The following is a 12,880-nucleotide window of genomic DNA, read 5'->3' on the forward strand; positions in this document are numbered from 1 at the left end:
TTTTGGCAACAAAAAACCCGACACTAGGTCGGGTTTTTTAGCATATGCTTTTAAGCTGTAAATCAGATTACTTGATTTTCGCTTCTTTGAAGATCACGTGCTTACGAGCCTTAGGGTCGTATTTTTTAATCTCCATTTTTTCAGGCATGTTACGCTTGTTTTTGTCGGTAGTGTAGAAATAACCAGTACCAGCAGTTGAAACTAAACGAATCTTATCACGCATGACTCAGGCTCCTTAAACTTTTTCGCCGCGAGCACGGATTTCAGTAAGTACCGCGTCGATGCCTTTTTTGTCGATGATACGCATACCTTTAGTAGTAGTACGTAGTGATACAAAGCGTTTTTCACTTTCAACCCAAAAACGGTGTGTTTGTAGGTTAGGTAGGAAACGACGCTTAGTCGCGTTGCGCGCGTGTGAGCGGTGGTTACCTACCACTGGGCGCTTACCTGTAACTTGACAGACTTTAGACATGTCTATTTATCTCCAATAACTTCGCTCGAGCTTAATTTTCCCTTATGGCCTTTTTGTATACTGCCCCGGGATAAATCGAAGGGCGCTCTTTATACAGCATAGACAGGCAAAGATCAAGAAATCTGATCTAAGAATCAGCTCATGTATGAATTTTGATAGCGGCCAATTATAGAGATCTAGGCGGCAAAGGGAAAGCAAAAACTGCATTTAAATTGCACTAAACGCTGCCTTATTCATCACATCATGTCTCTTTGGCTTTGACATTGATTTAAATGAGTCCGAGTTCCGCAAATGAGACACAGTGACTGCCACCCACAATTATGTGATCCAAAACGCGAATATCCACAAGAGACAGGCCTTGTATCAGCTTGTTTGTTATCAATTTATCCGCTTGGCTTGGCTCAGCAATGCCACTAGGATGATTGTGCGCAAAAATGAGTGATGCGGCGTTGTTGTGCAATGCTGCCTTGATCACTTCACGCGGGTACACAGAAGCGGCATCCAAGGTACCTCGAAATAATATTTCTTGGGTGATAAGCCGATTTTGTGCATCAAGAAACAACACCAAGAACACTTCCCGCTGTAATCCCTTTAATTCGAGCTTGAGATAATCAGACACTGATTGCACTGAAGTGAACACTGTTTCTCTTTGCAAATCACTGAGCAAATGCCGCTTGGCTAATTCGATAGCCGCTTGGAGTTGGGTGTATTTTGCTGTGCCCATCCCCATGAACTGACAAAAATCATCATGACTTGCACTAAGCAACGGAGACAGCCCCTGACTGTGGTTGAGTACTTGTTGGGCAAGTTCAATGGCATTCGTTCCACGGATACCAGTGCGAAAAAAAATAGCGAGCAATTCAGCATCACTGAGGGATTGAGCCCCTTGACTCAAAAGCTTTTCCCGAGGCCTTTGTTGCTCGGGTATGTCCATTAGTCGCATAAGCACTCCTTGCTTGCTACCTTAGCTAAACTATAGTGCAAAGACGTGACATCTGGTATCTTTTACAGCATGTTAGGTACCTGATACCGCTATAAGATTTATATAAGATTACTGCTCGATATGCTCAATAAAAAAGTGGTCCTTGGGATCAGCGGTGGTATTGCCGCTTACAAATGTGCTGAATTGACTCGTCGTTTGAAAGAACGAGGCTGCGAAGTAAAGGTTGTGATGACCGACAGCGCTAAGCACTTTATTACCCCATTAACGATGCAAGCTGTATCGGGCGAAATGGTGTCTGATTCACTGCTTGACCCCCAAGCTGAAGCGGCGATGGGCCACATTGAGTTTGCGAAGTGGGCCGATCTTATTCTCGTTGCACCGGCCACCGCCAATATCATTGCCAAAATGGCCGCTGGCATTGCGGATGATTTACTGACTACCCTATTGCTGGCAACAGATGCTGAAGTTGCTATTGCCCCAGCAATGAATCAGCAAATGTATGCCCACCCAGCAACCAAAACAAACTTAGCCACCCTTGAGCAACGTGGCGTCAAGATTTGGGGCCCAGGTAGCGGTGAGCAAGCCTGTGGTGATATCGGTGCAGGCCGTATGCTTGAGCCAATGGAATTGGTGGAACTGGTATGTCAGGAGCCACATGAACAAGTATTACTTGGAAAAACAGTGACAATCACCGCTGGGCCAACCCGTGAAGCGCTCGACCCTGTGCGTTATATTTCAAATCACAGCTCAGGCAAAATGGGTTATGCCTTGGCCGAAGCGGCATTGTCATTGGGTGCAAAAGTAAACCTGATTTCAGGCCCTGTGACACTGACCGCACCTATTAACAGCCAACTTTATTCGGTACAAAGCGCACAGCAAATGCATCAACAAGCCTTGGCTTTAGCCCCACAATCTGATGTATTTATTGGCTGTGCAGCCGTTGCCGATTATCGTGCTGCGGACATTGCCGAGCAAAAAATGAAAAAGCAAGGTGATGAGCTTACCCTCACTTTGGTCAAAAATCCTGACATCATAGCCGATGTTGCAGCACTCAAAGCTAATCGCCCATTTACCGTTGGATTTGCAGCCGAAACGCAAGATGTTGCAACCTATGCTAAGGGCAAACTCAAAAACAAAAACTTAGATATGATTTGTGCGAATGACGTCTCTGTTCAAGGTCAGGGTTTCAATAGCGACGAAAATGCCCTCACCCTATTTAGTGCCGATAGTGAGACAAGCTTAGGGCTAACAAACAAGCGTAAGTTAGCACTCACTGTCATGAAAGAGATTGCAGCAAAGTTGATTTAAAGCAGTTAAAAGACTGGAAAGGGATTTCAGAAAGCATTAATATGGCGTTCATAATAAAGGTCGAAGACCACTAAAAGCATTATTAAGGAACGTCATGGCTGCTACTCGTCGCACTAATCGTAAAGAGCAGATTCTGCAATCACTCGCGCAAATGTTGGAGACCAGTCCTGGTCAACGCATAACCACAGCGAAACTTGCCGCCGAAGTCGGCGTATCCGAAGCTGCCCTCTACCGCCATTTTCCTAGTAAAGCACGTATGTTCGAAGGACTTATTGAGTTTATCGAAGATACCTTACTATCACGCATCAACATCATCTTAGAGAATGAAAAAGACACGCAAAGCCGCGTTTATAATATCTTGATGCTACTTCTGGCGTTTGCTGAGAAAAACCCTGGCATCACACGAATTCTTACAGGCGATGCACTGCAAGGTGAAAATGAGCGCCTGCGTGAGCGTATCCAGAGCTTATTCGAGAAACTCGAAACGCAATTCAAGCAAGTGCTACGTGAGCGCAAATTACGCGAAGGTAAAGCCTTTGCCAGCGATGAAGGCACACTTGCTAATTTATTCTTGGCGTACGTTGAAGGGAAAATGAACCAATTTGTGCGTTCAAACTTCACAGCCAAACCAAGTGCTCAATTTGAAAAGCAGTGGCAAGAACTACAGAAAATCTGGTTATAAGCTCAGTCTTAGCGCTGGTAAGACAATGGCCAGCGCTGCATTTCTATCAGCCTCGATTGTGTTCGCGCAAATTCAAATGCCAATCGCTCACCTTGATATAAATGATAAATATCTGCGTGTGCAGCAATAATGATAAGCTTGCCGTTATCATAAAACTCATCGACTAGGGCAATGAAACGCCGCGCTTCATCATCATAAACAGAGCTATGAACTGCATCATGTTCACGAATATAACCTTCTTCAATCCCTTGCGCCGTGTGATTGGTAACTGGTTGTACTCCCATTGCGGGCACATTATCGACGTACAGCACATCGAAGCGCTGTGCCAGTACCATGTAATCAGCACTTGCCCTGCCGAGCCCACATAATTCAAAGAAGTCGATACACCCAGCACTAGCCGACATACCTAAAAACGTGATATTGCGGTGATGCACAGTCAATGAACGGCTTTGTTGCGAAGTGCTTTGCTCTTTTTCAAATCGTTGTGTAAGAACATCGGGGCGGTATTGAAAATAATGGGTAAATCCAGCAAACCCTTGTAGACGATAATCCTGTTCGCCGCTGACATCATACACATCACAATGAGCTTCCAGTAACGCAATAGTCGGTAGGAAACGACTGCGCTGTAACCCATTACGGTATAAGTACTGCGGCTCACAGTTACTGGTTGCCACCAGCACCACGCCTTGCGCGAATAGCGCTTCAAACAATCGGGCCATGATCATGGCATCACCGATATCGCTGACAAAAAACTCATCAAAACACAGTAACTGAGTATCCACAGCATACTCTTTTGCGATGCGTTGCATCGGGTTCTTATGCCCTTGCAAAGCCTGCAAACGCTCATGAACCCAAGCCATAAAATGATGAAAATGCAGGCGCTGTTTCTTGGTAATGGCCACTTGAGCAAAGAATAAATCCATAATCATGGATTTACCTCGACCTACAGGGCCAAATAAATACACACCTTTGATTTGCTTTTTACGTTGCCAAAAGAAGCTGGGCTTGGCGGCCGCACTTTCAAGTTGTTGAGCCAATTCAGACAAGCGCTCAAGTGCTTTAAGCTGCACAGCGTCAGGCACTATCTTTTGCAACGCAATAAGCTGGTTATATTGACCAATGATTTTGTTCAAGTCTGCTGTTTTCGCTCTCTGGCATAGGCTATACTCGCGCCATTGTAACCAAGTTTAAGTCCATGCCCAATGAAGTTCCCTTGCCGTTTAGATAAGTTTATTAGCAACCTAGCTGAAATACCTCGTACGCATGCCAAAGCGGCAATCAAAAAAAAGCGTGTCACCGTTAACGGCGAAGTCACTAGACAGCTTGATAAACAAGTGACTGAGCAGGACGAAATCATGCTCGATGGTGAGGCGATTACTTATCAAGGATTACGTTACATCATGCTCAATAAACCAGAAGGCTATGTATGTGCGAACAGTGACGATTTGCATGACACCGTGTTGGACTTGCTTGATGAACCTAATATGAGCGAACTGCATATTGCCGGTCGATTGGATATAGACACAACGGGTTTGGTGCTCATCAGCAACGATGGCCAATGGACTCACCAAATCACCAGCCCGAAAAAGCAAAAGTACAAGACCTACTTGGCTGAAATAGCTCAACCTTTAGAAGACGCGGATATTGAAGCGCTCAAAACAGGTGTGCAACTGCATGGTGAGCGCGAACTAACACTGCCTGCCAAAGTAGAAGTGATAGCGCCATACCAAATCAGGTTACACATCATGGAAGGTAAATATCACCAAGTGAAGCGCATGCTCGCAGCGGTGGGTAATAAGGTCGTGACACTGCACCGTGAAGCCGTTGCAGGAATCACTTTGGACGATGACCTGGCACCAGGCGAATATCGCTTTTTGACAGAAGCGGAAGTCGCGTCAGTTTTATAACCCATTGTTGTACCTATAAAGAATCATTAGATTTTTTCATCTCTTGAAAATCTATTTTCGACGATTTGCTCTTAAAACTAAGTTAAAAAGGTGTTACTTGTATTCTAATTATTCGAATAATTAGGGGTGCACCTTGTCATTATCACTTTCTCTACGCGGCAAAATTATCGCTTTTGCAGCGATGTTGTTTGTCGCCCTTGTTGCGGTCTCTCTAATAGGCCTTCAAACACTGCGCCATGCCAGTGAAAAAGACAATATCGCGCGTATAAACCAGCTCATGAGCAGCACGGTTAATATTGTTGAAGAGTTTGAACAACTGGCAGCCCAAGGCAAATTGAGCACAGAGAAAGCGCAGCAATTCGCCAGTCAAATTCTGCGTGAGAATAAGTATCACGACTCCGAATACGTCTATGTGGTCGATAAAAACTTAAATTTTATCGCGGCACCACATGATCCACAGCTGCATGGCACCAGCTTCAATGATTTTCGTGATGCCCAAGGGCAAAGCATTGGTAAGATGGTTCAAACCCTTGTAGGGAGTAAAACCGGGCAAATCATTACCTACCATTGGAACTCTGAACGCGACGGCGAAGTGGTCGACCTCACCTCTGTGGTGCAAAAAACGCCTGACTGGGGTTGGTATATCGGTACAGGCATTAGCTACAAAGAAGTGGATGAGCGCTACTGGGATACAGCCAGCTGGCTGCTCGGCTTTTCACTCACCATCGCTGTATTATTAACACTCGCATTAGCTAAATATGGCTTCGCATTGAGCAATGCCCTAGGTGGTGAGCTGAGCACGGTAAAGCATGTTGTTAATGAGATATCACGTGGGCGACTTAATACTCATATAACTCCTCAAGGAACTCAAGCTGAGAGCATTGTTGCCAACATGCAATACATGCAGCAAGGGCTAAAAGGCGTGGTGAGTGGTATCAAAGAAGTGTGTGATGTACTCATGCAACAAAGTGGTGCTTCAGACGAACGCTCGCGAGAGCTTGAGCAGCTCACGCATGCTTTACAGCAAGAAACGGAACTTGTTGCATCTGCGATTACAGAGCTCACCGCCTCAGCGCAAAGTGTGGTGGATTTAGCCGACCAAGCTGCGTTCGCGGTCAATGACGCTGAGCAACAAGGTCAAGCAGCTAACGCACTGACAGAAGAGGCTATGCATGCTATTTCCCTTTTAGAGCAACAAATTGACAGCGCTGGTAATAACATCCAAATTCTGGATGAAGAAGTCAATAATATTGCCAATGTACTTAGCGTGATCCAAGGCATCGCCGAGCAAACTAACCTGCTGGCATTAAATGCTGCTATTGAGGCCGCAAGAGCAGGAGAGCAAGGTCGTGGTTTTGCCGTGGTAGCCGATGAAGTAAGACAGTTGGCTCAACGCACCCAAAGTAGCACAGAAGAAATCCGCAGTATGATTGTGAAACTGCAAAATGCCACCGTTGACGCTAAACAATCAGTGCAAAAAAGTATGGAAACAAGCGAACAAACTGTCAGCAAGTCGCAACGGGTAAGCGATGAGCTCGCTCATATTGCTCAGTCCTTAAGTTCGCTCGCTAGCATGAGCATAGAGATTGCAGGCGCTGCCAAAGAGCAATTGGCTGCAGGTGAAGACACCGCTGCACGCATCGTAGTAATCTCAGATACTGCGGCAAATACAGCAAAGGTTTCTAAACATGCTCACGCAGCATCGGAGAGCATGCGTGATTTGACTGCGCGTTTAGAAAACGAAACTGACAAGTTCGAAATTTAACGAACTCAGGTACATTTACAATACCCAATGCACTCCCCTATAGTTTGTTTATACGCCATAGGAGGAGCGCAGATGCGTATTATTCACCACGGAGCGGTCAAAGGTGTGACGGGGTCATGCCATCAACTTATTATCAGCAACACCGAGTCAATCCTAGTGGATTGTGGGATGTTTCAAGGCGAAGAGTTTAGGCATAATCTCAGTATCGACTTTGATATCAATACAGTTAAAGCCTTACTCGTCACCCACTGCCATATTGACCATGTTGGACGCATACCTTACCTACTAGCTGCGGGGTTCACTGGGCCTATTTATGCCTCACAAGCTACCGCCGAGCTTTTGCCTTTGGTCATAGAAGACGCTCTTAAAATTGGAGTAACACAAGACCCCGAGCTCGTTGAAACATGCTTACGCCTGCTTAAACGCCAATTAAAACCCATCTCCTTTAAACAATGGCTGACACTGGATGAAATAAGCTCCCCCACGCGATTTAGATTGCAACGAGCCGGCCATATCCTCGGCTCAGCTTATATAGAAATTGACGTGGGAAATGGCAGTGACACACACCGCGTTGTTTTTTCTGGTGATTTGGGCGCACCTTACACGCCGTTGCTCCCCTCCCCAAGCCACCGTACAAAGCTGATACTTTGGTTATCGAGTCAACCTACGGTGACAGGCTCCACGAAGGGCGGAAAATACGCGCTCAACGTCTCAAACAAGTAATAGAACGTGCAGTAGCCGATAACGGTGTAGTGTTAATACCCGCATTTAGCATTGGCCGCACACAGGAGCTGCTTTACGAGTTAGAGCAAATGATCCACAGCGCGCCAAAACGCTCATTTTGGCATGAAATTGAAGTAATCGTTGACTCGCCCATGGCGGCTAACTTCACCGCGCAATATCGCCGCTTTAAATCACTGTGGGACGAAGAAGCAAAATCTAGAGTGGCTAAAGGGCGCCACCCGCTTAACTTTGAGCATCTATATACAATCGACACACACCAAGAACATGAGGCAACGATTCAATACCTCAAGCGCCGACATAAACCCACCATAGTCATCACCGCCAGCGGCATGTGCAGTGGCGGTCGCATCGTTAATTACTTGGAAGCCTTTTTGGATGAACCCACCGCTGACGTAATTTTTGTTGGGTATCAAGGAAAGGGCACACCTGGGCGAGATATTCAAAAATATGGACCTCGAGGCGGTTATGTTGTGCTAAATAATCAACGCATTGATATACGTGCGCAAATTCACACCATCAGTGGATACAGTGCTCACGCAGATCAAGCAAATTTAGTGCGCTTTGTGAAAGGTATTAAAAAGAAGCCTAGCCATATCAAAATTGTCCATGGCGATGAAGACGCAAAGGCGGCATTGGCACAGAAGTTAAAAGGAATACTTAGTCACAATGCCAAAATAGACATAGCAACATGACCTTGCCGTATTAAAAAGGAGCCTTTTGGCTCCTTTTATTGTTAATCGTTATAACCATTAGGGTTTTGACTTTGCCAACGCCACGTATCAATCATCATTTCATTGAGACCACGTTCAGCCTTCCAGCCCAACTCATCCCATGCTTTTTGAGGACTGGCATAACAAGAGGCGATATCACCTTCTCGACGAGGCGCGATTTTATAGGGGACTGGCTTACCTGATGCTTGTTCAAAGGCATGCACCATCTCCAACACGGAATAGCCGTTGCCCGTGCCTAAGTTGTAAATATGCACACCCGCATGCTGCTCTAATCTCTCAAGCGCACACAAGTGACCCAGCGCTAAATCAACAACATGAATATAATCGCGTACGCCTGTGCCGTCTTTGGTGTTGTAGTCATCACCAAACACTCCTAGCTGTTGCAGTTTACCCACCGCTACCTGAGAAATATAGGGCAGTAAATTATTAGGAATACCGTTGGGGTCCTCACCAATTTGACCACTGTGGTGAGCGCCAACAGGATTGAAGTAACGAAGAATAGCAAAGCGCCATCGCGAGTCTGATTTCGCTACATCTTCAAGAATCTGCTCAACCATTAATTTGGAGGTGCCGTAAGGATTCGTTGTGCCACCCACTTTTACCAGCTCATCAATCGGCAAGTATTCTGGGTCACCGTATACTGTTGCAGATGAGCTAAATACCAAGGAGAAAACACCTGCATCGCGCATCGCATCAATCAGAGTGAGTGACCCTTGCACGTTGTTTTGATAGTACATAACAGGCTTTGCAACCGACTCACCAACTGCTTTTAGACCTGCGAAGTGAACCACACTGGTGATAGTAAAGTCGCGAAACACCTTGTCCAGCGCAGCTTTATCGCGGATGTCTCCTTCAATAAAGGTTATCGACTTACCAGTAATCACTTCAACACGGTTCAAAGACTCTTTTGATGCGTTACTGAGGTTATCAAAAACCACCACATCAGCGCCTTGATTCAATAGCTCTAATACCGTGTGGGAACCAATATATCCCGCGCCGCCTGTGACTAAGATGCTCATACTACTGCCCTAAACTACAAACTTTTAATGTGCTGCGTGAATTGCTCACCCAATTCTGAGTGCTTCTGAGCATAACGCACAAATGCTTTTAGATACCCCATCTTGTCGCCGCAATCGTGGGAAATACCACTCATACGAAACGCTTCTACTGGCTCTTGTTCAATTAACATATCGATTGCATCAGTTAACTGAATCTCACCACCAGCACCCACTGGCGTTTTACGTAATAAGGGCCAGATGTTATGAGACAACACATAACGCCCAACGACAGCAAGATTTGATGGCGCATCTTCAACCTTGGGCTTTTCGACCATGCTTTTGATAACCGCACTTTGCCCTGGTTCAATTTGCTCCCCATTGACGTCAGCAATTCCGTATTTACTCACATCTTGCAAAGCAACTGCTTCGAGCATGATTTGGCTGGCATTGGTTTGCTCAAATCGTTTAATCATTGCTGCCAAGTTTTCTGTTGTTTGATCAGCGCTGTATTCGTCTAATATCACATCCGGCAGAACCACTACAAATGGACTATCACCAACTATCGGCTGTGCGCACATAATTGCATGCCCTAGCCCCTTAGCTTCCCCTTGGCGAACACCTATGATCGTGACGTCAGATGGGCAGATAGAGCGAACCTCTTCCAATAGTTGGCGTTTAACACGCTTTTCTAAGGTTACTTCCAGTTCAAAACTGGTATCGAAGTGGTTCTCAACGGAGTTTTTAGACGAGTGGGTAACTAGGATGATTTCTTTGAATCCCCGCGTTCACACATTCATTGACGATGTATTGAATGAGCGGTTTATCAACCAGAGGAAGCATTTCTTTGGGAATAGCTTTGGTTGCAGGCAGCATGCGTGTGCCAAGACCTGCAACGGGGATAACAGCTTTCATTTTATTGAACCTTGTAATATCAAACTAAGCTACAGGCAATCCAGCCCGATTAGTCTTTAGAGTACTACTTAAAGATCCAGAGTTGCAACTGGCTTCAAATATAGAGCCACTACACTAAGAAATAAATCTCAGCGAGATTTCTTTGATTCTGAAAGCTCTAGCTCTATCGCAGCCAATCTCTGCGCAAGTCTATCTAATTTAACTTGCGTTTTTGCGCGCTCAATATCTGCTATCAATGCTTTAATCAGCAATAGTAAGCAAGTTAATGTAATAGGCAAGATAGGTGCATAAGAAATACCTACAAACCTAGCACTAATATCAGATATTTGCGGGTAAAAGCCGAGCGCTAAAGCGACTAAAGCGATGAAAAACCAACGAAATGCAGCCCCCATTAAAATGGAGTCCCTACGAATTAGAACAAACACTATTACAAAAAAAATGACCGCCGTAACGGAGGTGAAAACTTGATAGTACACGCTAGTCTCTGGTAGATAAATTCTCTGAAGGGCTAAGTTTATGAGTTTTCGCAATTTTGCTCAAACATAACATCGTAGTATATGCCATATAATACAAAACGGCGCCCCATGAATGGAATATCCTGGAGATACCATCTTTACGTGGCACCATCTGAACTTCCGCCTCTGTTTTAGATACAGAAAATGTCCTTAGCAACAACAAAACTCCTACGTCTTGATACTCAAGCAACGTTGCTTCACGTCGGCTCAACACTTCCAGTGCTTTACGGTTATAAACTCTCAAACCTGATGTTAAATCCCTCACTTCTACACCCGACAAACGCCTAAAAATCCCCCACGCAAGATGACGAGAGATGCTTCCTCTAGATACACATGAGCCAATAACAATGTCAACATCACTCTTTTTGTGATGTGATATCAAAGAAGAAAGGGAACTCGCTAAATGTTGGCCATCAGCGTCGAAAGTGATTGCTTTTTCGACCCCTTTTTCGACAGCATAACGAATGCCTGCCTGCGTAGCTTTCCACGCCCCAGGTTATATGGCAGACTCATAACAGAAACACCTGAAGCTTTTGCAATTGCACACGTGTCGTCTGTGCTCGCGTCATCCACTACCAATATACTGCCGTAGCCATGAGCTTGAAGAGAAGTAATCACCTCAGAGATAGAGTTAGCTTCATTGTGAGCAGGTATTATTATTAATGTATTCTCACAACTCATTTTAGCTTCTCATTACATAATATCTGTTTGTATAACTTCAGCGTCGCTGTAGCAACTGATGATATTTTAAATACATCCTGAAAACGTCTAAATGCGTTTCTAGACCAATCCGACAATACTAAAGGTTCAGTAATAATTCTGTCTATCTTTCTCTTGATGTCACTGGAGTCTTCGGCCCTTACTACCACGCCCGTTTTCTCATTTTGCACAACCCAACTCATTCCACTGCCTTGAACATCACTTACTAAAGCAGGTAACCCTAATGATGCAGCTTCAATCAATACAACGCCGAAAGCCTCAGTCCTCTCGATGGATGGCAAGCAAAGTAAATCGTGATTGCGATATAAATCAAATAACTCAGTTTCGCTAACAGCCCCTTTCATTTGGACCTTATTTTGAAGCTTATGGTGTTCTATAAAGGATAAAATCTCGTTTTCTAATTCCCCTTGACCAACAATTGTGAGACGAACGTTCTCTAGTTTTTTTATGGCATCAAGTAAGATTAGGTGCCCCTTGTAATATGATAATCTGCCAACCATCAACAGCCTCAGAGAATTCGACATTTGATTAACATCTCTGCATTTTCTAAGTTGTTTAATACCTAAAGGTATCACCTCACACTTATCCTTAAAGGGCTTCAAGGGCTCGCTGGAATTTAAGTAATTAGGGCTAGAACAAATGACTGAATCGGCTTTGCTTAACAACCGCTTTTCAAGAAAGCGATAAAAAACATAGGCTAGCTTCATTAACTGACTTGACTGAGATCCAATTACATCTGAGTGCCATTGAACAACCCACTTACTTTTTCTGGAGCCAGAAATAAAAAGAGCGAAAAACGCTGATAAATTAGGAACGTGGAAATGAATAATATCTGGTTGAAATTCGTTGATTAATTTTTTTAGCTCGATAAAAAAACTTAAAGAGATTGGAGTAAACAGTAACTTAAGGAACGTTTTGCATCGAATACCCTGTATCCCATTCACATCAAAACTCGACGTAGGCCTGCCGATACGGTGCTCATGAACAATTACCCGAGTATCAATAGAAGATTGGTATTCATTACTCTCTATGAGCTCTTGCATGTATTTTTCGATACCACCATGAAACGGCGAATAATATTTCCCCACATGCAATACTTTTAGTCTGTCGCTCGGCACCAACAACCCCTATCGACGCACAAATCTCAATCGACAGCCTCTTTGCACATTGAAATTGGGTAAAT

The 12,880-nt window shown here is 44.7% G+C and carries 12 protein-coding genes and 2 pseudogenes; 5 read left to right on the top strand and 9 right to left on the bottom strand.

What is annotated here, in order from left to right; translation table 11 throughout:
* Nucleotides 1–67 precede the first annotated feature (67 nt).
* From rpmG to radC, 3 genes are all read right to left on the bottom strand, one after another.
* On the bottom strand, nt 68–223 hold the full coding sequence (rpmG, locus tag ACH19P_RS14990; RefSeq protein WP_099643121.1) for a 50S ribosomal protein L33: 156 nt from the start codon (nt 221–223) through the stop codon (nt 68–70).
* Between the two features lie 12 nt (nt 224–235).
* Nucleotides 236–472 carry a 50S ribosomal protein L28 gene (gene rpmB / locus ACH19P_RS14995; RefSeq protein WP_010364213.1) on the bottom strand — a complete coding sequence of 79 codons (237 nt, stop codon included), beginning with the start codon at nt 470–472 and terminating at the stop codon, nt 236–238.
* 268 nt (nt 473–740) lie between these two features.
* Nucleotides 741–1,415, bottom strand: a complete 675-nt coding sequence (gene radC / locus ACH19P_RS15000; RefSeq protein ID WP_462159406.1) for a RadC family protein — start codon at nt 1,413–1,415, stop codon at nt 741–743.
* 120 nt (nt 1,416–1,535) lie between these two features.
* On the opposite strand from radC, the gene coaBC reads away from it, so the two are divergent.
* On the top strand, nt 1,536–2,723 hold the full coding sequence (coaBC, locus tag ACH19P_RS15005; protein ID WP_462159407.1) for a bifunctional phosphopantothenoylcysteine decarboxylase/phosphopantothenate--cysteine ligase CoaBC: 1,188 nt from the start codon (nt 1,536–1,538) through the stop codon (nt 2,721–2,723).
* Between the two features lie 94 nt (nt 2,724–2,817).
* Complete coding sequence (slmA, locus tag ACH19P_RS15010; RefSeq protein WP_462159408.1) at nt 2,818–3,405, top strand: nucleoid occlusion factor SlmA; 588 nt, start codon at nt 2,818–2,820, stop codon at nt 3,403–3,405.
* An 8-nt stretch (nt 3,406–3,413) separates the two neighbouring features.
* Here the strand turns inward: slmA and zapE are convergent, their stop codons facing one another.
* Nucleotides 3,414–4,538 (bottom strand): cell division protein ZapE, encoded by a 1,125-nt coding sequence (zapE, locus tag ACH19P_RS15015; protein WP_462159409.1) that lies wholly within the window; start codon nt 4,536–4,538, stop codon nt 3,414–3,416.
* Between the two features lie 69 nt (nt 4,539–4,607).
* Here zapE and rsuA point away from each other — a divergent pair, with 69 nt between their 5' ends.
* The 3 genes and pseudogenes from rsuA to ACH19P_RS15030 all read left to right on the top strand — a co-directional run bounded on the left by rsuA (nt 4,608) and on the right by ACH19P_RS15030 (nt 8,513).
* Nucleotides 4,608–5,312 (top strand): 16S rRNA pseudouridine(516) synthase RsuA, encoded by a 705-nt coding sequence (gene rsuA / locus ACH19P_RS15020; RefSeq protein ID WP_462159410.1) that lies wholly within the window; start codon nt 4,608–4,610, stop codon nt 5,310–5,312.
* Between the two features lie 181 nt (nt 5,313–5,493).
* Nucleotides 5,494–7,077 carry a methyl-accepting chemotaxis protein gene (locus ACH19P_RS15025; RefSeq protein ID WP_462159481.1) on the top strand — a complete coding sequence of 528 codons (1,584 nt, stop codon included), beginning with the start codon at nt 5,494–5,496 and terminating at the stop codon, nt 7,075–7,077.
* Between the two features lie 72 nt (nt 7,078–7,149).
* Nucleotides 7,150–8,513, top strand: a pseudogene (locus tag ACH19P_RS15030) (MBL fold metallo-hydrolase RNA specificity domain-containing protein).
* A 41-nt stretch (nt 8,514–8,554) separates the two neighbouring features.
* Here ACH19P_RS15030 and galE read toward each other — a convergent pair.
* From galE to ACH19P_RS15055, 5 genes and pseudogenes are all read right to left on the bottom strand, one after another.
* Entirely contained in the window at nt 8,555–9,571 is a 1,017-nt protein-coding gene (gene galE / locus ACH19P_RS15035) for a UDP-glucose 4-epimerase GalE (protein ID WP_462159411.1), read from the bottom strand.
* A gap of 14 nt (nt 9,572–9,585) precedes the next feature.
* Nucleotides 9,586–10,462 (bottom strand): annotated as a pseudogene (galU, locus tag ACH19P_RS15040) (UTP--glucose-1-phosphate uridylyltransferase GalU).
* Nucleotides 10,463–10,590: 128 nt separating this feature from the next.
* Nucleotides 10,591–10,938, bottom strand: coding sequence for a DUF2304 domain-containing protein (locus ACH19P_RS15045; protein ID WP_462159412.1), 348 nt, complete (start codon nt 10,936–10,938; stop codon nt 10,591–10,593).
* A 438-nt stretch (nt 10,939–11,376) separates the two neighbouring features.
* Nucleotides 11,377–11,658 (bottom strand): glycosyltransferase family 2 protein, encoded by a 282-nt coding sequence (locus ACH19P_RS15050; RefSeq protein ID WP_462159413.1) that lies wholly within the window; start codon nt 11,656–11,658, stop codon nt 11,377–11,379.
* Entirely contained in the window at nt 11,655–12,815 is a 1,161-nt protein-coding gene (locus ACH19P_RS15055) for a glycosyltransferase (RefSeq protein WP_462159414.1), read from the bottom strand. The genes ACH19P_RS15050 and ACH19P_RS15055 overlap by 4 nt, the downstream gene beginning before the upstream one ends.
* Nucleotides 12,816–12,880: the final 65 nt, after the last annotated feature.

The organism is Pseudoalteromonas sp. GB56, assembly GCF_054923835.1.

What these genes read in the sequence shown, in the direction of transcription:
- rpmG (WP_099643121.1), bottom strand. Translation starts at nt 223, where the DNA reads ATGCGTGATAAGATTCGTTTAGTTTCAACTGCTGGTACTGGTTATTTC.
- rpmB (WP_010364213.1), bottom strand. Translation starts at nt 472, where the DNA reads ATGTCTAAAGTCTGTCAAGTTACAGGTAAGCGCCCAGTGGTAGGTAAC.
- radC (WP_462159406.1), bottom strand. Translation starts at nt 1,415, where the DNA reads ATGCGACTAATGGACATACCCGAGCAACAAAGGCCTCGGGAAAAGCTT.
- coaBC (WP_462159407.1), top strand. Translation starts at nt 1,536, where the DNA reads ATGCTCAATAAAAAAGTGGTCCTTGGGATCAGCGGTGGTATTGCCGCT.
- slmA (WP_462159408.1), top strand. Translation starts at nt 2,818, where the DNA reads ATGGCTGCTACTCGTCGCACTAATCGTAAAGAGCAGATTCTGCAATCA.
- rsuA (WP_462159410.1), top strand. Translation starts at nt 4,608, where the DNA reads ATGAAGTTCCCTTGCCGTTTAGATAAGTTTATTAGCAACCTAGCTGAA.
- ACH19P_RS15025 (WP_462159481.1), top strand. Translation starts at nt 5,494, where the DNA reads ATGTTGTTTGTCGCCCTTGTTGCGGTCTCTCTAATAGGCCTTCAAACA.
- galE (WP_462159411.1), bottom strand. Translation starts at nt 9,571, where the DNA reads ATGAGCATCTTAGTCACAGGCGGCGCGGGATATATTGGTTCCCACACG.
- ACH19P_RS15050 (WP_462159413.1), bottom strand. Translation starts at nt 11,658, where the DNA reads ATGAGTTGTGAGAATACATTAATAATAATACCTGCTCACAATGAAGCT.